21 protein-coding genes are annotated in these 24,550 nt (G+C 64.4%); 12 read left to right on the top strand and 9 right to left on the bottom strand.

Annotated elements, in window-relative coordinates; translation table 11 throughout:
• From ACYPXD_RS12985 to purT, 3 genes are all read right to left on the bottom strand, one after another.
• Window positions 1-875: DEAD/DEAH box helicase (locus tag ACYPXD_RS12985; protein ID WP_459711726.1), on the bottom strand; the 875-nt coding region annotated here is incomplete at its 3' end.
• Between the two features lie 624 nt (window positions 876-1,499).
• The gene (locus ACYPXD_RS12980) at window positions 1,500-1,823 is read right to left on the bottom strand and encodes an MliC family protein (protein ID WP_459713271.1); all 324 of its coding nucleotides are present in this window, start codon (window positions 1,821-1,823) and stop codon (window positions 1,500-1,502) included.
• A 160-nt stretch (window positions 1,824-1,983) separates the two neighbouring features.
• Window positions 1,984-3,198 (bottom strand): formate-dependent phosphoribosylglycinamide formyltransferase, encoded by a 1,215-nt coding sequence (purT, locus tag ACYPXD_RS12975; protein WP_459711723.1) that lies wholly within the window; start codon window positions 3,196-3,198, stop codon window positions 1,984-1,986.
• A 231-nt stretch (window positions 3,199-3,429) separates the two neighbouring features.
• On the opposite strand from purT, the gene ACYPXD_RS12970 reads away from it, so the two are divergent.
• Both ACYPXD_RS12970 and ACYPXD_RS12965 read left to right on the top strand, forming a co-directional pair.
• Window positions 3,430-4,098, top strand: a complete 669-nt coding sequence (locus ACYPXD_RS12970; RefSeq protein ID WP_459711719.1) for an META domain-containing protein — start codon at window positions 3,430-3,432, stop codon at window positions 4,096-4,098.
• An 84-nt stretch (window positions 4,099-4,182) separates the two neighbouring features.
• Window positions 4,183-8,331 carry a DNA translocase FtsK gene (locus ACYPXD_RS12965; protein WP_459711716.1) on the top strand — a complete coding sequence of 1,383 codons (4,149 nt, stop codon included), beginning with the start codon at window positions 4,183-4,185 and terminating at the stop codon, window positions 8,329-8,331.
• Between the two features lie 51 nt (window positions 8,332-8,382).
• On the opposite strand, the gene ACYPXD_RS12960 is transcribed toward ACYPXD_RS12965, so the two are convergent.
• Window positions 8,383-8,952 (bottom strand): antimicrobial peptide resistance and lipid A acylation PagP, encoded by a 570-nt coding sequence (locus ACYPXD_RS12960; RefSeq protein ID WP_459711714.1) that lies wholly within the window; start codon window positions 8,950-8,952, stop codon window positions 8,383-8,385.
• A gap of 105 nt (window positions 8,953-9,057) precedes the next feature.
• Window positions 9,058-10,215 (bottom strand): lactonase family protein, encoded by a 1,158-nt coding sequence (locus ACYPXD_RS12955; protein WP_459711709.1) that lies wholly within the window; start codon window positions 10,213-10,215, stop codon window positions 9,058-9,060.
• 354 nt (window positions 10,216-10,569) lie between these two features.
• Between ACYPXD_RS12955 and ACYPXD_RS12950 the strand changes: the two genes are divergently transcribed.
• Window positions 10,570-10,710 carry a DUF3096 domain-containing protein gene (locus tag ACYPXD_RS12950; protein ID WP_175113261.1) on the top strand — a complete coding sequence of 47 codons (141 nt, stop codon included), beginning with the start codon at window positions 10,570-10,572 and terminating at the stop codon, window positions 10,708-10,710.
• Between the two features lie 305 nt (window positions 10,711-11,015).
• Here the strand turns inward: ACYPXD_RS12950 and ACYPXD_RS12945 are convergent, their stop codons facing one another.
• The gene (locus ACYPXD_RS12945) at window positions 11,016-11,261 is read right to left on the bottom strand and encodes a hypothetical protein (protein ID WP_459711707.1); all 246 of its coding nucleotides are present in this window, start codon (window positions 11,259-11,261) and stop codon (window positions 11,016-11,018) included.
• A gap of 284 nt (window positions 11,262-11,545) precedes the next feature.
• On the opposite strand from ACYPXD_RS12945, the gene ACYPXD_RS12940 reads away from it, so the two are divergent.
• Together ACYPXD_RS12940 and ACYPXD_RS12935 are read left to right on the top strand one after the other, a co-directional pair.
• Complete coding sequence (locus tag ACYPXD_RS12940; protein WP_459711705.1) at window positions 11,546-13,414, top strand: glycoside hydrolase family 15 protein; 1,869 nt, start codon at window positions 11,546-11,548, stop codon at window positions 13,412-13,414.
• A 188-nt stretch (window positions 13,415-13,602) separates the two neighbouring features.
• Window positions 13,603-14,880 (top strand): polyhydroxyalkanoate depolymerase, encoded by a 1,278-nt coding sequence (locus ACYPXD_RS12935; protein ID WP_459711703.1) that lies wholly within the window; start codon window positions 13,603-13,605, stop codon window positions 14,878-14,880.
• Between the two features lie 138 nt (window positions 14,881-15,018).
• Here the strand turns inward: ACYPXD_RS12935 and ACYPXD_RS12930 are convergent, their stop codons facing one another.
• Window positions 15,019-15,651 carry a TetR family transcriptional regulator gene (locus ACYPXD_RS12930; protein ID WP_459711701.1) on the bottom strand — a complete coding sequence of 211 codons (633 nt, stop codon included), beginning with the start codon at window positions 15,649-15,651 and terminating at the stop codon, window positions 15,019-15,021.
• Between the two features lie 369 nt (window positions 15,652-16,020).
• On the opposite strand from ACYPXD_RS12930, the gene rsxB reads away from it, so the two are divergent.
• From rsxB to ACYPXD_RS12915, 3 genes are all read left to right on the top strand, one after another.
• Window positions 16,021-17,094: an electron transport complex subunit RsxB gene (gene rsxB / locus ACYPXD_RS12925; RefSeq protein WP_459711699.1), complete on the top strand. Its 1,074-nt coding sequence runs from the start codon at window positions 16,021-16,023 to the stop codon at window positions 17,092-17,094.
• Between the two features lie 18 nt (window positions 17,095-17,112).
• The gene (gene nth / locus ACYPXD_RS12920) at window positions 17,113-17,757 is read left to right on the top strand and encodes an endonuclease III (RefSeq protein ID WP_459711697.1); all 645 of its coding nucleotides are present in this window, start codon (window positions 17,113-17,115) and stop codon (window positions 17,755-17,757) included.
• 202 nt (window positions 17,758-17,959) lie between these two features.
• Complete coding sequence (locus ACYPXD_RS12915) at window positions 17,960-18,394, top strand: DUF1841 family protein (protein ID WP_459711695.1); 435 nt, start codon at window positions 17,960-17,962, stop codon at window positions 18,392-18,394.
• A 169-nt stretch (window positions 18,395-18,563) separates the two neighbouring features.
• Here the strand turns inward: ACYPXD_RS12915 and ACYPXD_RS12910 are convergent, their stop codons facing one another.
• Both ACYPXD_RS12910 and ACYPXD_RS12905 read right to left on the bottom strand, forming a co-directional pair.
• A complete protein-coding gene (locus tag ACYPXD_RS12910) occupies window positions 18,564-18,950 on the bottom strand; it encodes a c-type cytochrome (RefSeq protein WP_459711692.1) in 387 nt (128 codons plus the stop codon).
• A gap of 73 nt (window positions 18,951-19,023) precedes the next feature.
• On the bottom strand, window positions 19,024-19,392 hold the full coding sequence (locus tag ACYPXD_RS12905) for a c-type cytochrome (RefSeq protein WP_459711689.1): 369 nt from the start codon (window positions 19,390-19,392) through the stop codon (window positions 19,024-19,026).
• Window positions 19,393-19,834: 442 nt separating this feature from the next.
• On the opposite strand from ACYPXD_RS12905, the gene ACYPXD_RS12900 reads away from it, so the two are divergent.
• The 4 genes from ACYPXD_RS12900 to tal all read left to right on the top strand — a co-directional run.
• Window positions 19,835-20,677 carry an AAA family ATPase gene (locus tag ACYPXD_RS12900; protein WP_459711687.1) on the top strand — a complete coding sequence of 281 codons (843 nt, stop codon included), beginning with the start codon at window positions 19,835-19,837 and terminating at the stop codon, window positions 20,675-20,677.
• A gap of 31 nt (window positions 20,678-20,708) precedes the next feature.
• Window positions 20,709-21,884 (top strand): vWA domain-containing protein, encoded by a 1,176-nt coding sequence (locus ACYPXD_RS12895; RefSeq protein ID WP_459711685.1) that lies wholly within the window; start codon window positions 20,709-20,711, stop codon window positions 21,882-21,884.
• Window positions 21,885-22,017: 133 nt separating this feature from the next.
• Window positions 22,018-23,229, top strand: a complete 1,212-nt coding sequence (locus ACYPXD_RS12890; protein WP_459711682.1) for a benzoate/H(+) symporter BenE family transporter — start codon at window positions 22,018-22,020, stop codon at window positions 23,227-23,229.
• A gap of 412 nt (window positions 23,230-23,641) precedes the next feature.
• The coding region (tal, locus tag ACYPXD_RS12885; RefSeq protein WP_459711680.1) for a transaldolase at window positions 23,642-24,550 on the top strand (909 nt) is incomplete at its 3' end.

Genomic DNA, 24,550 nt, shown 5'->3' with positions numbered 1-24,550 from the left:
GAACGATCGCCGTGAATCGCCGTGGCCACCACGCCGTCGCGCTCGAGCTGCCGCGCGAGCCGGCTCGCGCCGATCTTGCTGTTGCAGAACACGATGACCTGTTTCAGGCTGCGCTCGCGGATCAGTTGCACGACCGCGCCGGTCTTGTCGCCTTCCGCGACTTCATAAACGATCTGCGTGACGTTGGCCGCCGTCGAATTGCTGCGCGCGACTTCGATGGTCTGCGGATTGCGCAGGTAAGTGGCCGCCAGCTTCTTGATCTCGCCCGAGAACGTGGCGGAAAAGAGCAGCGTCTGGCGCTCTTTCGGCAGCAGGTTCAGGATGCGCTGCAGGTCGGGCAGAAAGCCCATATCGAGCATGCGGTCCGCTTCGTCGAGCACGAGAATCTGCACCTGGCCGAGATTCGCGGTTTTCTGCTGCACGTGGTCGAGCAGGCGGCCCGGCGTGGCAATCAGGATTTCGACGCCGCGCCGCAGCTCCGCCGATTGCGGGTTCATATCGACGCCACCGAACACGACCGCGCTTCTGAGCGGCGTGTGCTTTGCATACGCTTGCACGTTTGCAGCCACCTGATCGGCAAGTTCGCGGGTCGGCGTCAGGATCAGCGCGCGCACCGGATGGCGCGCTGGCGACGCGCTCGTGCTCGCGGCCGGCAACAGACGCTGGATGATCGGCAACGAGAAGCTCGCGGTCTTGCCGGTGCCGGTCTGCGCGGCGCCCATCACGTCGCGGCCGGCTAGCACGACAGGAATCGCCTGCGCCTGGATCGGCGTCGGCGTCGTGTAGCCCTGCTCCGCGATGGCTTTCAAAATGTCGGCTGACAGGCCGAACTGGTCGAAGGTCGCGGTGCTAGGAATGACAACTGTGTCGGACATGGTGGCTGCTATCGCTAAAAATGCGCCTGCGCGCTACGGCGCGCGTGGCCTGGAGTACTGACTGACCTGAACGGCGGCGGCCCGCGTTGCAACTGCCTGGCAACCGGGAGGCAACTGGGTGACCACTGAGCAAGCATGCGGCGGCGAGCTTGCGCCGTTTGACTGTCTGGTGAAGCGGCCGGCGCCGCCGAAAGCATCAGGATGACCGCCGAGCACGCGGTGTGCCGCATACGCGCCGGATGATCGAACGTAAAGCGGGCGAAGCGGGCAAAGCGGGCGATCGGAGAGGCCTGGCGGCCGGCTTGGCGACCGGGTTGGCGACCGGGTTGCCGACCGATACCCAATACCCCGATACACGATACCCGGCCTACCCAGCCGTTGCCCCAACCAGCACAACAAGGCAAATCGGCCCGCCTCGGGCGGCGCAAATACCCGCCGCAAAGGGCGCTATTGTAGCACTTCGACGCATGCGGCTACCGTGGGCCCTGGGCGGCTGCTTTGCCGACTCTCTTGCCGACTCTCGCGTGCGTCATCACACGCCAGCCCAAACCAGCCGGTCAGCCAAAACCAGAAGACTGGCGCGCGCTTGCGACAATGACGTGACACGCGCGGCCAAAGTGGGCTTTAGCGCACGATCGTGACGCAATCGGACACGATCGGCGGCGCATTCGGCCCCCCTTCCATCGAATCGTACAGGTCCGCGCGCGGACCTTTCGTCCACCACGTATAGCTGCCGGCCTGATATCGGACGCCGGAGCCCGATATCGTGCTGACGAACAACATGTCCTTGCCGTTGACGGGCACGACCGCGAAGCTTTGACCGTTCGTCGCGCTCAGGTACGTGACGTTCAGGATACGGCCCGTCGCGCAGGTGTATTTCTGCGTGCGCGGTTTTTTCGTGCGCAAGTCGCCGAAGCGCGGCGCGCTGCCGGCAGCCGCCGCTGCCATGGTTGGAAGCGCCATCGAAAGCATGATCGAGACAGCGGCAAGCGCCGTCATCGCCGGAATGAGCCGCTGATTCATCGAACACCCTCGTCTTCAAACATTGCGCGGCAATGCAGTGGCCGCTTTGGCCGCCGCCGCGCCGGCAGCACTCACTACTTGCAAACTATTTCGCCGAAACCGGCCGCACCGCCGCCGCGGCCTTTTTAGCCCGCGCGCGTGCCTCATCGACATCCGCACCCGTCGCGACCGCCACCCCCATGCGCCGTTTCACGAAACTCTCCGGCTTGCCGAACAGCCGCACATCCGCGCCGGGCACCGCGAGCGCCTGCGCGACGCCCTCGAACGCGATGCCGGCTTCGTCGAGCTCCCCGTAGATAACCGCCGACGCGCCCGCTGCACGTAGCGAAGTATCGACCGGCAAGCCGAGAATCGCGCGCGCATGCAGTTCGAATTCCGAGAGCCGCTGCGAGGCGAGCGTAACGAGCCCCGTATCGTGCGGGCGCGGGCTCACTTCCGAGAACCAGACGTCGTCGCCGCGCACGAACAGCTCGACGCCGAACAGACCGCGGCCGCCGAGCGCTTCGGTGACCTTGTGCGCGACTTCGCGCGTGCGTTCGAGCGCGCGGGGGCTCATCGGTTGCGGCTGCCACGATTCGACATAGTCGCCGGCCACCTGCACGTGGCCGACCGGATCGCAGAAATACGTGCGCGTCTTGCCGCTTGCCGGATCGAGCGCGCGCACGGTCAACTGCGTGATTTCGTAGTCGAAGTCGATAAAACCCTCGACAATCACGCGCCCGTGGTTCACGCGGCCGCCGGCGAGCGCGTATTGCCAGGCCGCGTCGACGTCGGCGGCGCTCTTCACGACCGACTGCCCCTTGCCCGACGACGACATCACCGGTTTCACGACGCACGGATAGCCGACCGTCGCGATACCTGCCTTCAGTTCGTCGAGCGAATCGGCAAACGCGTACGGCGATGTCGGCAGGCCAAGCTCTTCGGCGGCGAGACGGCGAATGCCTTCGCGATTCATCGTCAGCTGCGTGGCGCGCGCGGTGGGGATCACTTCGGCAATGCCGTCGGTTTCGATTGCGGCGAGCGCATCGGTAGCGATCGCTTCGATCTCGGGCACGATCAGATGCGGCTTTTCCTTTTCGACGAGCGCGCGCAGCGCGGCGGGATCGGTCATGTCGATCACATGCGCGCGATGCGCGACCTGATGGCCCGGTGCATCGCGATAACGGTCGACGGCGATGACTTCGACGCCGAGACGCTGCAGCGCGATGATCACCTCCTTGCCCAGTTCGCCCGCGCCGAGCAGCATGACGCGCGTGGCCGAAGCAGAAAGCGGTGTGCCGATACGTTGGCCGGTCTGCATGAGAACTCCAAACAAGTGCGATGGGTGGATCGAATGGGTGCGGCGATGTTAACATGCGCGGCCCTCGGGTCCGCGCCGTACCTTGCGGTTCGACGAGTGCGTTCGCCGTGGTTGAACCGCGTGGTTGAACCGCGTGGTTGAGCCGCGTTGTGCATCGGCGATCCGCACTCGCTTGCCCGGTGCGTAGTGCGTTACCCTTACGCCTTTCCCAGTTTCGACAGGAACGACGCCATGGTTCTGATGTCCGCCGCGCGACGCGTTGCATCGTTGCTTGCTGCCGTGCCGTTCTCACTCGAGAACAGTGGCAAATTCGGCGGCAAACACAGCAGCAAACACAGCGGCAAATGCAGCGGCACGCACCGCAGCGAACACCACAGCGAGCACCGCGCGGCACGCATGCGCAGCGTCGGCGCACTGCTCGCGGCCGCGGCGCTCAGCGCAGCGTGCTCGCTGCCTAAGCATACCGATGCGGAAGCGCCGCCGCCCGACCCGTTCAATCCGGCCGCCACGCAGCTGCTCGACGACACGAGCTGGCAGTTGACCAACTGGACGCGCGCGGACGGCGCCGCACGCGACCTGCCGCATGCCGAAGGCGATCGGGCGGCCGGCGCACCGATCACGTTGACGCTTTCCACGGCGAGCGGCCAACGCCGCGCAAGCGGCTTTTCGGGCTGCAACCGTTATACGGGCACGTACATGCTGAGGGACGGCAAGCTCAGTTTCGGGCCGCTCGCGGGTACCCGCATGGCCTGCGCGAGCGCGGGCGGCAAACTCGAAAGCGACTATCTCGATGCGCTTGCCCATATCGACAAGACCGGTGTGCAGATGCGTCCGCCGCAAGAACTGCAGGTGATCACCGCAAGCGGCGACACGCTCGTGTTCGCGCGCAGCGAAAAATGATGACGTGCGATGACGACGCACAACTGAAGCGCTTCGTCAGTTTAAACTCGACGGGTTGCGCCGCGGCGCGTCCGTCATTCGTTGATGTCTAGCATGCATACGGCAGTTTTCGGCTGGTTCGGCGGGTCGACCGTCTGGTTGCTCCCTCTCTTCTGGCGCCTTGTGAAATCCATGCTGCCGGGCGGCGCCGGCCTGCGCGGTCCCGGCACGATCCGGCTGTGGCTCGGCTTTGTCTGCGTGATGGTGGCGAGCTGCACGCTCGAGGCGTCGCTCGTCGATATCGCCGGCATGGATGGCGCCGGTCATGCGCTTGCGAACGGATTGGGCCATTTGCTGGGACGTGTCGCCACACCGGTTGCGATGGGCGTGCTGCTCGTGGTGAGTTTGCCGTGGCTGCTCGGGTTTCGCTGGTCGAGCGCGCTTGCCTGGGCCGATGCCGCATTCGGGCTCGGTCTGCCCGGCATGCGCGGCGCCGCGCGGCGCAGCCGGCGCGCGGATGACGATGCGGCGGCGGCACATGCGGCGCGGCATGCCGGGACGCGCGGCAACGCGGGTATCGGCGCGGGCATGCACTCGGGTATCGGTTCGGGCGTCGGCTCCGGCGTTGGAGCCGACTCGCGGATCAATCCGATCGCGCCGCGCTCGAACGGACGCTATACACGGCCGACCGTCTGGAAACCGCCCGCGACGACGCGTGGTAAAGGTGCCAGCGGTACAACTGCGGGCGTGGCCGGTTCGGCGCGCGGTAGTAGCGCTTCATCCGGCAGCGGCGCCAGCGGGAGCGTGAACGTGAACGCGCGCGGCGCGCAGTCCGGTGCGGGATGGGCGCCCGCGGAACCGACTGCGCCTGCCGGGTGGCTGCGCGGCGAGTCCGATGGAACGATGCCGCGCGATCGCATGCCGTCGGCGGTTGGTGCGGCGGAATATGCGGCGCGTGGCGCGGTAGCGGGTGGCGTGGGCGTTCCTGCTGCGAAAGCGTCGGGCATGTCTGGCGCTTCGGGCATGTCCGGCGCTTCGGGCATGTCCGGCGCTTCGGGCATGTCGGGGACGCCGAGCATGGCGGGGACGCCGTTGCCGCTCTCCGGTAGCGGCAACGCGACGGGGCATTCCGCCAGCATGCCCTCGCGCCTCATCTCGACACAACGGCCGGCGCCGGCATCGCAGAGCCCGACCGGAACCGCGCGATCGAGCGCGACCGCGCCCGCACATGGCACGGCGATGCGCCCCGCCCCTGCCACTCCGGCGTCGCCTGCGCCCGTGACATCGACGCAGAAGGGTCACGCGATCACGGCGGGCGCCGCGACGCCCACGCGGCCGAGCCCGGCAGTCGGTGCGTCGACGCGTTCGCCTGCAACGGGCTACAAGCGTCCCGCATCGACTGAACCACGCGCCGAACCGGCGCCGAGCGTACGCGAAACGCTGCGCAGCATCGAGGAAAACACCGCGCGCTGGACGACGCTCGCCGGTGCGAGCCTCGCACGCCGCAGTCTGGCGGAGCCGGCGAAAGCGGCGGGAACCGACGGAGCAGCGGCAAGCGACGGGGTGGCGGCAGGCGACGGAGCAGCAGCAAGCGACGCACGCACGATGAGCGAAGCTTCCGATGGCGCTTCGGCGAAGCCGGCCGGCATCGACGGCGCGATGATCGGTGACGTGCCCAAGACAGACATGTCGTCCGATGAAGCGTCGGAGCCGCAGATTGCGCCCACTCCTGCTCAAAGTCAGCCGGCCGGAAGCCTCGCGATGGACCACGACGCGGCGGAAAGTCATTCGGCGGACACGCGCTCTGCAGACCACAGCGGACACGAATCGCCAAGCCCCACGCACAGCCCGGTCGTCGAATCGCCCGCATCGCACGGCCCGTCGACGTCCACCACGCCGGCCGAGGACACGCAAGCGCTCACCGTGCACGACGTACCGCCTACGGCCGACGCGCCGGTGTCCGCGACAAGCACAAACGCCGCGCCGGAACACCCCACATTGCCGGCTGCGTCGGCGTTCGCCGCGTCGTCAGTTGCGAGCGACGCACACGAAAGCACCGACGTCGACGACACGTTGAATGTCCCAGGCGAATCAGGCGCATCGAGCCCGTTGGATGCATCGGATGCAATCGACAACACGCCAAGCACCGGCAGCACATCCTCCTCTGCGCCCTCCCCTGCGCTGCCGGTCCCGGTCACCCCATCGACGGTCGCCCCGTGGGATACGGTCGAAGAAACCGTGACTGCGTTGCGCACCGGTTCGTCGATGGCCTCGCATACGCTGTCGACCGCCGCGGCTGTTCCGCTCGATGCGCAAGGTGCGCGCCACGGCACGCCGCAGTTGCATATCGTGAACCCGCACGCGGCGCAGGTTCCCGCATCGACCGCCAACGAGGCGACAGCAGCCGCATCGACGTCAGCGGCACAACCGGACGCATCGCAAACGCCTGCGGTCGCGGTCGCGCCCGCACCCTCGAACGTCGTGCGATTCCCAGGCGCCGAGGCGTGGCATATGGAAACGCCCGCAACCTCGACCGCACCGGATCACTACGCCGACGCCGCGCAGTCCGACGCCGATGCCACCGCCAGCACCATCGGCACCACCGGTATCACCGGTATCACCGACACCCCCACAGCCGACGCGCACGCCGACGCCCATGCAGCCGCCCCAGCCGCTCCAGCCCCCGACGCCACGAGCGCGCCCGAATCCGCACGCGCTCCGCTACGCGGCCACGCCGCAGCGAGCTTCGAGTTCCACGCGCCCGCCGCCTCGCATATCGAGCTGCCTGGCCTCGCCCTGCTCGCGCGCGCATCGACCGAAGTCGAGCCGATCTCCGACGAGAAGCTCGCCGAAACAAGCCAGCTGATCGAGCAGCGTCTGCAGGAATTCAAGGTGCCCGTCACGGTTGTCGGCGCATCGGCCGGCCCCGTCATCACGCGTTTCGAAGTCGAGCCCGCACTCGGCGTGCGCGGCAGCCAGATCGTCGGCCTCATGAAGGACCTGTCGCGCGGGCTCGGCCTCACGTCGATCCGCGTCGTCGAGACGATTCCGGGCAAGACCTGCATGGGCCTCGAGCTGCCGAACGCGAAGCGTCAGATGATCGCCCTCTCCGAAATTCTCGAGGCGAACGTCTATCAGAACTCCGCCTCGAAGCTCACGCTCGCGATGGGCAAGGACATCACCGGCCACCCCGTCGTCACCGATCTCGCCAAGGCGCCGCATATGCTCGTTGCGGGCACAACGGGTTCGGGCAAGTCGGTCGCGATCAACGCGATGATCGTCTCGCTGCTCTACAAGGCGACGCCCGAGGACGTGCGGCTCATCATGATCGATCCGAAGATGCTCGAGCTGTCGGTCTATGAAGGCATTCCGCATCTGCTCGCGCCCGTCGTCACCGACATGAAGCTCGCCGCAAACGCGCTCAACTGGTGTGTCGGCGAGATGGAAAAACGCTACCGGCTGATGTCGGCCGTCGGTGTGCGCAATCTGGCCGGCTTCAACCAGAAGATCCGCGACGCGCAAGCACACGAGAAAAAGATCGGCAACCCGTTCTCGCTGACGCCCGACGATCCCGAGCCGTTATCGCCGCTGCCGCTTATCGTGGTCGTGATCGACGAGCTCGCGGACCTGATGATGGTGGCCGGCAAGAAGATCGAAGAGCTGATTGCGCGCCTCGCGCAAAAGGCGCGCGCCGCGGGCATCCACCTGATTCTCGCGACACAGCGGCCGTCCGTCGATGTGATCACGGGCCTGATCAAGGCAAACATTCCGACGCGTGTCGCTTTCCAGGTGTCGTCGAAGATCGACTCGCGCACGATTCTCGACCAGATGGGCGCCGAGTCGCTGCTGGGCCAGGGCGACATGCTGTTCCTGCCGCCGGGCACCGGCTACCCGCAGCGCGTGCACGGCGCGTTCGTCGCCGATGAAGAAGTGCATCGCGTCGTCGAGCATCTGAAACAGTTCGGCGAGCCGCAATACGAAGAAGGCATTCTCGACGGGCCGGCCACCGATGGCGCGCCGCAAGACCTGTTCGGCGATGCACCCGATGCCGAAGCCGATCCGCTCTACGACGAGGCGGTCGCCTTCGTCGTGCGCACGCGGCGCGCATCGATCTCCGCGGTGCAGCGGCAATTGCGCATCGGCTATAACCGCGCGGCGCGGCTGGTCGAGCAGATGGAAGCGGCCGGGCTCGTATCGTCGATGGGCGTCAACGGCAGCCGTGAAGTGCTCGCGCCGGGACCGGCGCCGGAGTAAGCATCGAGGCGCGGGCTCGAGTGGCAAAGGCGTGCCCCTGGCGGCATGCGTTCAGAACTCGTAGCGCGCCCAGAAGAATGCGACATCGCCTTCGTTGACCCCAGGAATACGCGGAATGAATGTGCCCATCAGCGACGCGTTCCGGTATCGCAGCGATCCGATCGGCAAGGCGAGCGGCACCGGCAAATAGTGTGCGATATCGCTGCGCGCCGTGAAGCCGACGAAATAGCCGCCGCCGACCGACAATCCGCCGAGCACCGGCTTCGTGTACCACTGACGCGCCCAGCCGCCGATCGGCTCCGGGTTCTCGTGCGAATCGAGGAAGATGAATGCGAACAGGATGTCGTCGTCGCCATTCCCGTCGGTGAAATGCTTGCCGGCCCCGCCGCCCCACGAATACGCATTCAGCGACTGGCGCCGCTCTTCGGTATAGCCGTTGATATGCCAGCCATAACCGGTCAGATAGAGATCCCACGTGCCTTCATGCGCAACGCGTGCGACGCGCAAACAGGCGCGCGCGATCCAGTCGATCGAGTAGCCGCAATCGGCGCGCGCGGGCAGCGGCGCGGTTTGCAGCGTCGCCGCCGTCACCAGCACGACCGTCGCGAGCGTCGTTCTCATCGTGGCTCAATGCGATTACTTCACATCGACGAAGACGATTGTGGTTAACACTTTTTGACGCAGCGTATGCTCTATTCATCGGCAACAAGCCCACCTGCGTCGGGTTCAGGACGGCGACACCCACGCGAAGTCGACCGGCGAGCCGATCTCGAGACGCGTCGGATTCGCTTCGAGCAAGCCGTTTTGCGAATCGCGCCGGAACACGTAGGCGGTATCGCTGTTCTGGTTGCCCACAATCAGCCAGCGCCCCGTCGGGTCGATTGAAAACTCGCGCGGCCCTTTGCCGAGGCTCGACTGACGTCCGACTTCATGCAGATGCCCGTTGGCCGGATCGACTGCGTAGATCACGATCTCGTTCGCATCGCCGCGATTGCTCGCATAGAGAAAGCGGCCGTCCGGCGACAGGTGAATCGCCGCCGCGCCGACCTGCCCTTTGAAGCCCGGCCTGGTCATCGGCAAGACCTGCGCGAGCGTCAGGTTGCCGTCGTGATAATCGAACACATCGACGGTGGCGACCAGTTCGCTCGTCAGATACGCATGCTTGCCGTCCGGCGCGAATACGAGGTGACGCGGACCCGTGCCCGCCTTTACATCGACATAGCGGCGCGCGGTCGGGCCGAGCAAGCCGCGGCTGCCGTCGGGCGTGTATTGGTACGCAAAGAGCTTGTCGGCGCCGAGATCCTGCGCGAACAGATAGTGCCCATCGGGGGAAAACACCGTCGAATGCACGTGCGCGTTGTCCTGCCGCCCTTTCACCGGCCCGTTGCCTTCATGATGGACGGTCAGCACCGCCGTGCCGACCTTGCCGTCGGCCTCGAGCGGGAACACGGCGAAGCTGCCGCCGGGATCGGCGGCGACCGAATAGTTAGCCATGGTCAGATAGCGGCCATCGGGCGAAATGCTCAGATAGCACGGGTCGTTGCCCTCGGACGACACCTTGTTCAGGAACGTTAATTGCCCGCTTTTCGCGTCGAACCCGAACGCGCTGATATCGCCGCGGGTCGTGGCCGGTCCGTTGTCGCCCGGCAATTCGTTGACCGCGTACACGAAGCGGCCGTCGCGGCTTGCGACGAGATACGACGGATTCACCGTCTGCGCGGACGAAACGCGCGACGCCTGACCGGTCTTCGTGTCGAAGCGGTAGACGTAAATGCCCTCGCTCGTCGGCCCCGTGTAGGTGCCGACGAGCAGGTCGTAGACGCCGTCGGCGGGAACTGCGGCCGCACCTTGCGCGGACGCGGACGTGGCAATGATCGAGACCATGAGTGCAAGACCTTTTATGATCGAGGCTGTCGAAGTGGGAAGCCGCAGGGGGAACCGGAGCGCGAACGCGAACCGAAGCCGGAATGGCCGTGCCGCGACCCGGTTGAAGCAATGCATGACGGTCTCCTTTGACATCGGTTTGTTCGGTTGTTGCGGTGTCGCTGGCCTGCCGCCCGCGCATACGGACTGATTGCAGTTCGCGTGCGGGCTGTCCGGAGAGTTCGGCGCGCGCGCCGCCGGTGCGGTGAGTCGGTGTTGTCGGTGTAGTTGGTTGTACGCGCAAGTATAGGAGCGTTGCGGCCTCTTGAGGCTCACGCGAGGCTCATTCACGCTAACTCAAACAACGGAGTCTTCATGAACGTCACTCTCAGTCTCGGACCGCTCGTTTCGTTGATCGCAGGCATTCTGATTCTGGTCATGCCGCGCCTGCTCAACTACATCGTCGCGTTGTATCTGATCATCATCGGCGTGATCGGATTGTTCGGCATGAAGTAAGCGCGCGCCTGAGCGCCGGGCGGGCGCTCGCGGCGCCCGCCCGTTCGAACGTTATCGTGTACCGGGTTCGATGCGAATCGTCATGCGCATAGCATGCTCTCGCGCACGTTTCGTGCGCGAGAGCATGGTTTGATGCGACGAGAATTGGTTAATCGAAGCGGTTATCGGGCAACCTCGCGGACAACCTCGCGGACAACCTCGCGGGCAACTGAGCGGGCAACCTCGCAGGCAACCTCGCCGATGACTTCGCGGGCGCCCGCGCTCGCCCGCCATTCGCTCAACCCGATTTGCTCAACCCGATTTGCTCAACCGTTTGCCAGTTGGTCCAGACGCAAGCGGCCCTGCAGCGACAAACCACCGACGGCATAATGACCACCGGTTTCGCTATAACGTTTGAAACACGCACGTTCGATCAGAAATGAGGCGGCGGTTTCCATTCCATTACGAGTCAGACCGAGTGAACGACAATCGAGAGACAACAGCTTGCCGTCAGGCAATTCGCTGGCGGCGGACAGAATCGTGATGCAATCGGTTTTCGACGGGTTCAGCATGGCTTTCGTCCTCGAAACTGCACCTTGGGAGCGAACCGGCGACGAGGTTGGGAACCACGCCGCCGCTCACATGACATATCTGGGAAGTCTGATTGTAGGCATTGAAAATAAGGCCTGCCAATACTCAATTTCTCCTGCTTGCGTTAAATCGATACGTACCGCGCCGCTCCGGTAAGATCGGCGTTTGCTGAACGGGCGCATTCGCGCGATGCGCAATTTTTACTCATCGCTTTATCCGATCGCTTGATCGAATTCAGCCGAATTTCACGCCGAATTTGACATCTATGCCCGCACCCATTGAAGACTACGCACTCGTCGGCGACGGCCACACGGCCGCGCTGATTTCCCGCGATGGCTCGGTCGACTGGCTTTGCTGGCCGCGCTTCGATTCCGGCGCGTGCTTCGCCGCGCTGCTCGGCACCGAAGACAATGGCCGCTGGCTCATCGCGCCGTGCGGCGACAACCCGAAGTCCACGCGCCGCCGCTACCGCGGCGAAACGCTGATCCTCGAGACCGACTACGAAACGCCGGACGGCGCGGTCACCGTCATCGACTTCATGCCGCCCGGCAATGGCTGGTCGGAATTGATACGCGTCGTGGTCGGCAAACGCGGCACCGTGAAGATGCAGATGGAACTCGTGCTGCGCTTCGACTACGGCTTCTCGATCCCGTGGGTGAGCCGCCTCATGCACGACAGCGGCATCAAGGCGATCGTCGGCCCCGATACGGTCGCGCTGCGCACGCCCGTCGACCTGAAGGGCGAGAACATGCGCACGGTTGCCGAATTCACGGTGTCCGAGGGCGAGCGCGTGCCGTTCTCGCTCACCTATTCCGCGTCGCATCTGCGCATTCCGCCCGCGCACGACCCGCTGACCGCGCTTGCGCGCACCGAAAACCACTGGCTCGAATGGTCGTCGCGCAGCACCGTCGAAGGCCGCTATGCAAAAGAGATCCAACGCTCGCTCATTACGCTGAAAGCGCTCGCGTACGAGCCGACCGGCGGCATCGTCGCCGCGCCGACCACCTCGCTGCCCGAACAGTTGGGCGGCACGCGTAACTGGGACTACCGCTACGTGTGGCTGCGCGACGCGACCATCACGCTGCTCGCGATGATGCGCTGCGGCCACTACGACGAAGCGCGCGCATGGCGCACGTGGCTCGGCCGCGTGATGGCGGGCGCGCCGGATCAGGTGCAGATCATGTATGGCCTCGCCGGCGAGCGGCGCCTGCCCGAATTCGAAATCGAATGGCTGCCTGGCTATCAGGGCGCGAAACCGGTGCGCATCGGCAATAACGCGGTCGGCCAGTTGCAACTTGACGTGTACGGCGAAGTGATGAATGCATTGCACCTGGCGCGCGTCGGCGGCTTGCAGGCCGATGAGACCGCGTGGAATGTGCAGCGCGCCATGGTCGCCCACCTCGAGACGATCTGGGAAGAGCCCGACGAAGGCATCTGGGAGACACGCGGCGGGCGCCAGCACTTCACGTTCTCGAAGGTCATGGCGTGGGTCGCCTACGATCGGGCAATCAAGTCGGCCGAGTCGTTCGACCTGCCGGCGCCGCTCGATCACTGGCGCGAGATGCGCGCCCGCATTCACGCGGACGTCTGCGCGAAGAGCTGGAATGCGGAGCTCGGTGCGTTTACTCAAATCTATGAGGGAAGCGAACTTGATGCAAGCGTGCTATTGTTGCCGTTACTCGGTTTCCTGCCGCCGTCCGATCCGCGCATCGCGGGCACGGTGGCCGCCATCGAGAAATATTTGATGCACGACGGTTTTGTGATGCGCTATCGTACGACCCGCGTCGACGACGGCTTGCCGCCGGGCGAGGGAACATTCCTTGCATGTTCATTCTGGTTCGTGGACAACCTTGCGCTGCAAGGGCGAGTCGCGGAAGCACGTGAAATGTACGAACGCCTGTTGTCGCTTGCCAACGACGTCGGCCTGCTTGCCGAGGAGTACGATCCGGTCGCCGGGCGGCTCGTCGGCAATTTCCCCCAGGGGTTTTCGCATGTCGCGCTCGTGCATACAGGGCTCAATCTGATGAAGCACGAGCAGGAAATGGCAAAGGCAACCGGCCAGCCGCCGCACGACGGGGAACGCCCGGCGGCCGGCCCCCTGAACGCCGGCGCGGAACCCACGCCGGTAGCATGATGTGATGATGGTTTTGATGACATTCCGTTTGTGGCCCGCCGCACCGTTGCTGCATTGCACAATATCGCGCGCACGGCTATCATCGACGAGTCTGTCGGCCGACAATTTCAACAACCAGTCCGGGCCGCCCCGACGCTACGCGTGTTTTCGCGCAGCCCCGCGCGCACCGCAATAACGCTGGAGCAACCATGCTCTATCAACTTCACGAATTCCAGCGGGCACTTTTGAGTCCGCTTACCGCCTGGGCCCAGGCAGCATCGAAGTCGTTCGCGAATCCGGCCAGTCCGCTCGCCTATGTACCGGGCGCGACCCGGCTATCGGCCGGCTACGAACTGTTGTACCGACTCGGCAAAGACTACGAGAAGCCCGAGTTCGATCTGCACCAGATCGTTAAAGACGGCCACAACATTCCGATCGTCGAGCAGACGATCATCGAAAAGCCGTTCTGCCGTCTGCTGCGTTTCAAGCGCTTCGCCGACGATAGCGACGCGGTCGCGCAGCTCAAGGACGAACCCGTCGTGCTGGTCTGCGCGCCGCTGTCGGGCCACCACGCCACGCTGCTGCGCGACACGGTGCGCACGCTGCTGCAAGACCATAAGGTGTACATCACCGACTGGATCGACGCGCGCATGGTGCCGTTCGAAGACGGCCCGTTCGACCTCGACGACTACATCGCATACATCCAGGAGTTCATCCGCCATATCGGCGCGAAGAACCTGCACGTTATTTCGGTGTGCCAGCCGACCGTGCCCGTGCTTGCCGCCATCTCGCTGATGGCGAGCCGCGGCGAGGAAACGCCGCGCACGATGACCATGATGGGCGGCCCGATCGACGCGCGCAAAAGCCCGACGTCGGTGAACTCGCTTGCCACGCAACACTCGCTCAACTGGTTCGAGACGAACGTGATCTACAACGTGCCGTCGAACTATCCGGGCGTCGGACGCCGGGTTTATCCGGGCTTCCTGCAGCATGCGGGCTTCGTGGCGATGAATCCGGAGCGGCACGCGGCATCGCATTGGGACTTCTACCAGAGCATGTTGCGCGGCGACGAAGAGGACGCCGAAGCACATCGCCGTTTCTACGACGAATACAACGCGGTGCTCGATATGGCCGCCGAATACTATCTTCAGACGATCCAGGTCGTGTTCCAGGAGTTCCGGCTCGCCGAAGGCACGTGGGAAGTCGCGGGCGAACCCGTGCGCCCGCAGGACATCAAGCACACGGCGCTCTTCACGATCGAAGGCGAGCTCGACGATATTTCAGGCAGCGGGCAGACGCACGCCGCGCATGAGCTATGCACGGGCATTGCGGCGAAGCATCGTCTGCATTTCACTGCGGAGAAATGCGGCCACTACGGCATTTTCTCGGGCCGCCGCTGGCGCACGATCATCTATCCGCAAATCCGCGACTTCATTCTCGACCACAACAAGGCGAAGAAGCTCGAAGTCGAGCATGTCGAGGCGTAAGGACACGCGGTAACGGCCGATGTACGAAGGCAACAAAACGGCGACACCTCTTCGAGGCGTCGCCGTTTTTCTTTCGCATCACGCGCGTTCTGCTCGCCGCTTCACGAGCCAGTGGGAGCAAGCGGGCACCCGGCGCGATCAACGTCGCAGCAGATACGCGAGCAGAATTTCAGTGTTCATCTGAATGATCTCGCCGCGCTCCGCGGCCGCACTGAAGTCGCGCGCAAGCGTCGCTTCGAGCGTGAAGCGGTTCGACACGATGTAGTACCCCATGCCGGAGAGCGTCACGTAAAAGCGCAACGGATCGACGTTCGTGCGAAACAACCCTGCGCGCTGACCGCGCTCGAGAATGCCGCCGAGCGTCGCGACGATCGGTGAGATCATCTCGCGAATACGCGTGGACTTCCGCATATAGCGCGCCTCGTGCAGGTTCTCGTTGTTGATGAGCCGCAGCAGCTCCGGGTGATCGCGATAGTAGTCCCACACGAAATGCGCGAGACGCGTGATCGCTTCGACCGGCGCGACGCCGGCGAGGTCGAGCGTGCGCTCGGCTTCGGTGAGCGCGCTGAAGGCGTGCTCGAGTACCGCGGTAAATAGCTGCTCCTTGCTACCGAAGTAGTAATAGAGCATGCGTTCGTTGGTTTCCGCGCGGCGGGCAATCTGATCGACGCGTGCGCCGAACAACCCACCATTCGCGAACTCCTCGGCCGCCGCGAGCAGAATACGGCGACGGGTGCCTTCAGGATCTCTTTTGATTTTCGGCTGATTCATGGTGGCAAGGTGCTTCGTGAGCCGCGTATTCCGGATCACACCGCCAGCTGCATGGCCGGCTTCCTGGTCGAAGCGGCATGGCGGCGTTGCGCGGGCTGGTTGGTGGAAAACACCGTCCTGCGGTCATTCGTAAAGCGCTTCGATTATGGCACATGGTTTGGTAATGGCAACTGGGGAAATCGGCGATAATGTGTGTTCGGCCAAAGCCTTGTCGCATAAGCCGCGCGCGGCGGAAGTACCGCGCACATCGGCCTGCGTCGCATTGAGTCGCACGGAAACAACGAACCAAACCAGCGCGACGCGTATGCCCGCCGCCCACTGCGCCGCGGCGCATCGATGATCGCAGCAGCAAGTCCCGACCACGTCACCGTGACTGATTCGAAAACACTCGCAGACCGCATCGAAGACCTGCTCCCGCAGACGCAATGCACGAAGTGCGGTTACAACGGTTGCCGCCCGTATGCACAAGCCATTGCGGACGGCAGCGCGAACTACAACCAGTGCCCGCCCGGCGGCGCGCAAGGCATTGCGCGGCTCGCGGCGCTGCTCGGCAAACCGGTCATTCCGCTCAATCCGGATAACGGCGTCGAGCGGCCGCGGCCCGTCGCCTTTATCGACGAAAACCTGTGCATCGGTTGCACGCTGTGCATGCAGGCATGTCCGGTCGATGCCATCGTCGGCGCGGCAAAACAGATGCACACGATGGTCGCGGCGCTCTGCACCGGGTGCGATCTATGCGTGCCGCCCTGCCCGGTCGATTGCATCGCGATGATTCCGGTGACCGGCGAAGCCACCGGTTGGGACGCATGGAGCCAGCAGCAGGCCGACGCGGCACGCGAGCGTTATCACCGGCGGCTCGCGCGGCTCGATCGCGAACGCGAGGTGGCCGAAGCGCGCGCGGCGGCGCGGCGCGCGGCAGCAAGCGGTGCGGCTGTGGATACCGGCGGTGGCGTTAGCGGTGGCCTTGGCGTTAACGCCGGCGGCGATGCGGATGCCGGCAACACAGGTATTGCCGGCGGTGCGGGAAACACGGCAGGAAGCGCGGCAGGAAACACGGCAGGAAGCGCGGCGGGCAATGCTGCCGGCGTCAACAAGGCACACGTTCCGGCGGGCGCCACGCCGCAGGCGACGGGCACCGGCTCTTCCGCCACGAGCGCGGATGCCGACGCAAAGAAGCGCGCCATCATCGAGGCCGCGCTCGAGCGTGCGCGAAAAAAGAAAGAAGCCATGCAGGCGAAGGGCCAGGGCCCGCAGAACACGGCGAACGTCAGCGCCGATGTGCAGGCGCAAATCGACGCGGCCGAGGCGCGCCGTCAGCGCATCGGCATCAGCGATGACACCCGCGCGCCGCGCACCGAAAATGCATCGCACGTCGAAGCACCGGGCAACGATAGCGACCACGGCACGCCCCCCGCCCCCGATCACTTGAACCCGAAGCGCTAAAAACGCCGACCCTTCCGCATGAACGCGAATAAACGCCGCGCGATCTTCGAGACGCTGCAAAGCCTGAACCCGCATCCGACCACCGAACTCGAATACACGACACCGTTCGAATTGCTGATCGCCGTGATGCTGTCGGCGCAAGCAACGGACGTGTCGGTCAACAAGGCGATGCGCAAGATGTTCCCGGTCGCGAACACGCCGCAGAAGATCGTGAAGCTCGGCGAAGCGGGCGTAGCCGACTACATCAAGACGATCGGCCTTTACCGGACCAAAGCGAAGAACGTGATCGCGGCGTGCAGGATGCTGATCGACCACTACGGCGGCGAAGTGCCGGCTGAGCGCGAAGCGCTCGAAAGCCTGCCGGGCGTCGGTCGCAAAACGGCGAATGTCGTGCTGAACACGGCGTTCGGTCAGCCGACGATTGCCGTCGATACGCACATCTTTCGGGTTGCGAATCGAACCGGGCTTGCCCCCGGCAAGGACGTGCGCGCGGTCGAAGCCGCGCTCGAGAAATTCACGCCGGCCGAGTTCAGACACGACGCGCACCACTGGCTGATTCTGCATGGCCGCTATGTGTGCAAGGCACGCCGGCCGGAATGCTGGCACTGTGTGATCGAGCCGCTGTGCGAGTTCAAGCCGAAAACGCCGCCGCCCGATCTGTAAAGCGGGTACGTACCGCCTCGCACGGCGCGGCGTGATCTTTACGCGCGCCGACGCGCTCGGACGGCGCGGCGTAAAATAAGGCCTTGCGCGCGACATCGCGACACCATACGCGTCGTCACGCTGCTGGCCGGCGAACTCGCTGCGGCCTTTGCTGACCCCGCTTCTTGCTCTTCCTGCTCTCTTCCCGCTCTCACCACCGCCGATGTTCAATCCCAGCCGCGAAGAAGTCCGACGTTTTTTCACCGACACCTGGCGCAAGCAGCGCGCGGGCGAAATCCTCACGCCGCTCGAAGCGATCGCGGCGGACTGGATCGTCGAACACCCTGAATATCACGCCGAGCTAGGCGATGCCGAAGCGGCGAGCGCTCAGGACTATTCGCCCGAGCGCGGCCAGACGAATCCGTTCCTGCATCTGTCGATGCATCTTGCGATCAGCGAGCAGTTATCGATCGATCAGCCGCCCGGCATTCGCGCGGCGCACGAGCGGCTCGCCGCGCGGCTCGGCTCGACGCACGACGCGCAGCACGAAATCATGGAGTGCCTCGGCGAGACGATCTGGGAAGCGCAGCGCACGAACACGCCGCCGGACACGGATGCGTATCTGCAGCGCATCGAACGCCGCGCGTCGCGTGATTGATCGACCGCTTGATCACTTGACCGCTTGACGGCTTGACGGCTTGACCGCGCGCGGTGAGCGCGCAAAAACAAACACCCCGCCATGGCGGGGTGTTTTCACTTCATCGTGATCGAAGCCGCTGACGATCGCGGAACACCGATCGCGGCTCACCGGGCGCGTCGCGCAACGATCACTTCTTCTCGACCAGATCGCCCTTCAGCGATTCGATATAAGCCGCGATGTCCTTCATGTCGTTCAGCGACAGGCTCTGCACCTGCGCCTGCATGATCGGGTTATTCCGGCCCAGGTGCGGATTGCCGGTGCCCATCTGATACTGGCGCATCGCCCAGTACAGATAGTCCGCATGCTGCCCCGCGAGCTTCGGGTACTCCGGGCTGACCGGGTTGTTCAGTTTCGAGCCGTGGCAGGCCGCGCAGTTATGGCTTTCGACCAGGTTCTTGCCGTTGTCCGCATCGGCCGCGAGCGCCGCAGTCGAGGCGACAGCGAATCCCGCGAACGCAAACGACACGCAGGCGATCTTGAACATCGTGTGGAGGGGGTGTGGGTGCTTCTTCATGAATTCTCCTGGCCCGCGTAGCGGAATGACCGAGCGACTGTGCCCAAACGGCTGCTAAAGCAGGCGCGGCCGGTCATTTGTCGGGGTTGTTCTTCGAAGTGGCAGTTTGCGCCGCGTAGTAGGCCGCGATGTCCGCGATGTCCTGATCCGAGAGCGAGGTCGCGATGGCGCGCATCGTGTCGAAATGGCGGTCGCCCTTCTTGTAGGCGTGCAGCGCGTTGCGCAGATACTGTTCGTTCTGGCCGCCGAGGATCGGTACCCGGTACACCTCCGGGTAAGCCGTCCGGTAATCTGCAATACCGTGGCAGCCGATGCACATCGCGACCTTGCCCTGGCCCGCTTTCGCGTTGCCGACGACATCCGCTGCGTGGGCAGTGGCCGCGAGGCCCGCAATGCCCGTCAGCGCTGCGATCACGACGTGTTTGCCGACGAATTTTTTCATAGCTCTTGTAACCTGGCTTGAGGGGAAATGGCGCAAAAGCGGGCGCGAAAAACGGGCGCGAAAAACAAAGGCACCACATCGTAGCCCCGAATGATGGCCTCAAATCATGGCCTCAAAAAACGGGCGCTCAAAAAAGCGGCGACCCGCGCCGTCTTTTTTTGTTGATCGCCACGCAGGCCAAAAAAATCGGTCCGATTGTACCAAGACGCCGCGCCGGGCGTCCACCGGACGGGCGCCGGCCCGGGACGGCCCGCAGCGCACGGCCCGCGGCTTGCGCGAAGCTTGCTTGCGGCCCGGCATGCGAGGCAAATTCACGCGAGGCAGCCCGTCCCGGCACCCGCGAGACGATAAGCGGGCCCCCCCGCGCACCCCCAGCCCACCCCGCCCAGGCCGCCAGTCCATCTGACTTATACTGGGATTTTCCCCGAACGAGCGTCCTGCCATGCGTTTCGAAGGCTCATCGCAATACGTCGCCACCGACGACCTCAAGCTCGCGGTCAACGCCGCGACGACGTTGAAGCGCCCGCTTCTGATCAAAGGCGAACCCGGCACCGGCAAGACGATGCTCGCGGAGGAAGTGGCGGCCGCGCTCGGCATGCCGCTTCTGCAGTGGCACATCAAATCGACGACAAAGGCGCAGCAGGGCCTCTACGAATACGACGCGGTCTCGCGTCTGCGCGATTCCCAGCTTGGCGACGAGCGCGTCAAGGATATTCGCAATTACATCGTGAAAGGTGTGCTGTGGCAGGCGTTCGAATCAGGCCAGCAAACGGTGTTGCTGATCGACGAAATCGACAAGGCCGACATCGAGTTCCCGAACGATCTGCTGCGCGAACTCGACCGCATGGAGTTCTACGTGTACGAAACGCGCGAGCTCGTGAAAGCGAAAGAGCGGCCGCTCGTCATCATCACGTCGAATAACGAAAAGGAACTGCCGGACGCGTTCCTGCGCCGCTGCTTTTTCCACTACATCAAGTTCCCCGATCCGGCGACGATGCAGCAGATCGTCGAGGTCCACTACCCCGGCATCAAGCAGGAACTGCTGCGCGCGGCACTCGAAAGCTTCTACGAACTGCGCAACGTATCGGGCCTGAAGAAGAAGCCGTCCACCTCCGAACTGCTCGACTGGCTGAAACTGCTGCTCGCCGAAGACATTCCGCCCGAGGCGCTGCGCTCGACCGACCACAAGCAGATCGTGCCACCGCTCGCCGGCGCGCTGCTGAAAAACGAGCAGGACGTCGCGCTCTTCGAGCGCCTCGTGTTTATGAATCGCAACAATCGGTGAGCGTCTACGCGCCCGCCGCGGAGAACCCGGCATGCTGATCGACTTCTTCTACTCGCTGCGCGCCGCGAAACTGCCGGTTTCAGTGAAGGAGTATCTGACGCTGCTCGAGGCGCTGAAGGCGCAGGTCATCGAGCCGTCGCTCGACGAGTTCTATTACCTGTCGCGCATGACGCTCGTCAAGGACGAGCAGTATTTCGACAAGTTCGACCAGGCGTTCGGCGAGTACTTCAAGGGCGTCGAACAGACCGCCTCGCTCGCGCTCGATCTGCCCGACGACTGGCTCGCGAAAAAGATGAGACGCGATCTGACGCCCGAGGAAAAGGCGCAGATCGAAGCACTCGGCGGCCTCGACAAGCTCATGGAGCGCTTGAAAGAAGTCTTCGACGAGCAGAAAGGCCGTCACGAAGGCGGCGGCAAATGGATCGGCACGGGCGGCACGTCACCGTTCGGCAACGGCGGCTACAACCCGGAAGGCATCCGCATCGGCGGCGACACGGCGGGCAACCGCAGCGCGGTCAAGGTGTGGGACGCGCGCGCCTATCGCGACTACGACGACCAGGTCGAAATCGGCACGCGCAATATCAAGGTCGCGCTGCGACGCCTGCGCCGCTTCGCGCGCGAAGGCGCGGCCGAAGAGCTCGACCTGCCCGACACGATCCGCAGCACCGCGGCAAACGCCGGCTGGCTCGACCTGAAGATGGTGCCCGAGCGGCACAACAACGTGAAAGTGCTGATGCTGTTCGACGTCGGCGGCTCGATGGACGATCACATCAAGCGCACGGAAGAGCTGTTTTCCGCTGCCAAGGCCGAATTCAAGCATCTCGAGTTCTACTACTTCCACAATTGCGTGTACGACTTCCTGTGGAAGAACAATCGCCGTCGGCACACGGAGCGCACGCCGACGTGGGACGTGCTGCACAAGTTCTCCGCGGACTACAAGCTGATCTTCGTCGGCGACGCGACCATGAGTCCGTACGAAGTGCTGCAGCCGGGCGGCTCGGTCGAGTACAACAACCACGAGGCGGGCGCCGTCTGGCTGCGGCGCCTCGCCGATCATTTCCCGCACTTCGCATGGCTCAATCCCGAGCCGGAGGGGCTATGGGAGTACCGGCAGTCGGTGTCGGTGATTCGCGAGGTGCTGGGGCACCGGATGTATCCGCTGACGCTCGCAGGGCTGGAAGCGGCGATGCGGGTGCTGAGTAAATAGACGGCTATCCGCCGGAATTGTCCTCCGGGACCTTCCGAGGTCACAAACACCGCAAAATGCGGCAGAATGCCGCACTTCTTCTGCACGATTCCGTATCAATCACGCAACAAAACAACTACAAGCGCTGTTCCGCATGAGCTCACCTTCCTCTCCCATTGCCCCCACCCCGCTGAAACCGCTGAAACCGTTCGCCGATACCTCCCTGTCGGCGTTGGTTGCGGGCTTCGTCGCGATGATGACCGGCTACACGAGTTCGCTCGTGCTGATGTTCCAGGCCGGCCAGGCCGCGCATCTGAGCGACGCGCAGATTTCGTCGTGGATCTGGGCGCTGTCGATCGGCATGGGGCTCTGCACGATCGGCCTTTCGTTGCGCTATCGCGCACCGATCGTGATCGCATGGTCGACGCCCGGCGCGGCGCTCCTCGTTGCATCGCTACCGCATGCCGGCTACGCCGAGGCGATCGGCGCGTTTATCGCGTGCGCGCTGCTGTTGACCGCGGTCGGCCTGACCGGCTGGTTCGATGCCCTGATGAAAAAGATTCCCGCCGGCATTGCGTCGGCGTTACTCGCGGGCATTCTGTTCGAGATCGGCATCGAAATTTTCCGCGCCGCGCAATTTCAGACCGCGCTCGTGCTCGCGATGTTTTTCGCCTACCTGGTCATGAAACGCCTCGCGCCGCGCTATGCGATCGTGACGACGCTCGTGGTCGGCGCCCTCGTCGCGGGCGGCCTGGGCCTGCTCGACTTCAGCCGCTTTCGCATCGCGCTCGCGCAGCCGGTCCTGACGATGCCCGCGTTCTCGCTGTCCGCGATCGTCAGCATCGGCATTCCGCTTTTCGTCGTCGCCATGGCGTCGCAAAACGTGCCCGGCATCGCCGTGCTGCGCGCGGACGGCTATACCACGCCATCGTCGCCGCTGATCGCGACCACCGGCCTCGCCTCGCTCGTGCTCGCGCCGTTCGGCTCGCACGGCATCAACCTCGCGGCGATCACAGCCGCCATCTGCACCGGCCGCGAGGCGCACGAAGACCGCGCGAAGCGCTATACCGCGGCGCTCTGGTGCGGCCTCTTCTACCTGATCGCCGGTGTGTTCGGCGCGACGATTGCCGCGCTTTTCGCGGCGCTGCCCAAGGCGCTCGTCGTCTCGGTGGCGGCGCTCGCGCTGTTCGGCTCGATCATGAGCGGGCTTACGAATGCGATGCAGGACGGCAAGCAGCGCGAGGCCGCGCTCGTCACCTTTATGGTGACGGCGTCGGGGCTGACGCTGCTGTCGATCGGTTCCGCGTTCTGGGGACTCGTCGCGGGCGTCATCACACAGATCGTGCTCAATGCGCGCAAAGGGTGAAGTCCGTCACGCGCGGGACGAGACGTGGCACGCGCCATGCGGTTACATCCCTGACTGGCGACACCCGCTCGAGCGCCAACGAGCGGCCGATTACGCTCCGCCGAATGCCCGTTGAACGCCCGCTGCGCGCGGCCCACACGATCAGTCGAACCATTGTTTGCCGTTCCGCCATAAAATAAACGAATCGGGCGGCGTTCCGTGCGAGCGTGAGCGTCCATCGCGTTTTACATGGCATTGGGCGCGCATCAGGCGCTAACATCGAACGCCATACCGCCCCGGGCATGGCGGGACCCTGCGGGATGACCGGCTGCCGCCGGCCAGTCGGAAACAACCGGCACCGACCGGCACCAACTGGGCACCGGCAGCGGCATCATTTTCTGACCACGGCGCGCACGCGCCTCAAAGGCTCGATATGACTACTGCACTCGACCAGCTGAAGCAATTCACGAAGGTCGTCGCCGATACCGGCGACTTCCAGCAACTCGCCCAGTACAAGCCGCAAGACGCGACAACCAACCCCTCGCTCGTGCTGAAGGCCGTGCAGAAGGACGACTACAAGCCTCTGCTCGAAAAAACCGTGCGCGACCATTCGTCGAAGCCGGTCTCCGCGATCATCGACCATCTGCTGATCGCGTTCGGCACCGAAATCCTGAAGATCGTGCCGGGCCGCGTGTCGACCGAAGTCGACGCGCGGCTGTCGTTCGATACGAAGGGTTCGATCGACAAGGCGCACGAGATCATCAAGCTGTACAAGGAAGCCGGCATCGACCGCTCGCGCGTGCTGATCAAGCTTGCGTCGACGTGGGAAGGCATCCGCGCGGCCGAGGTGCTGCAGAAGGAAGGCATCCACTGCAACATGACGCTGCTGTTCTCGCTCGCGCAAGCCGTGGCCGCCGCGGAAGCGGGCGCGCAGCTTATTTCGCCGTTTGTCGGCCGTATCTACGACTGGTACAAGAAGAACGCCGGCAGCAACTGGGACGAAGCGCGCGACGGCGGCGCGAACGACCCGGGCGTGCAATCGGTGCGCCGTATTTACGCGTACTACAAGAAGTTCGGCTACCCGACGGAAGTGATGGGCGCGAGCTTCCGCACGACGAGCCAGATTCTCGAACTGGCCGGCTGCGACCTGCTGACGATCAGCCCCGACCTGCTGCAGAAGCTGCAGGACAGCAACGACAAGGTCGAGCGCAAGCTGTCGCCGGATGCGAGCAAGAATGCGGAAATCGCACGCGTGCCGGTCGACGAGCCGTCGTTCCGTTTCCTCGTCAACGACGAAGCGATGGCCACCGAAAAGCTGGCGGAAGGCATTCGCACGTTCGCA

The sequence above is a fragment of the Paraburkholderia sp. 2C genome (assembly GCF_054589215.1).
Note: the sequence above shows the minus strand (reverse complement) of the source record. Positions and strands in the feature narration are given on the sequence as shown.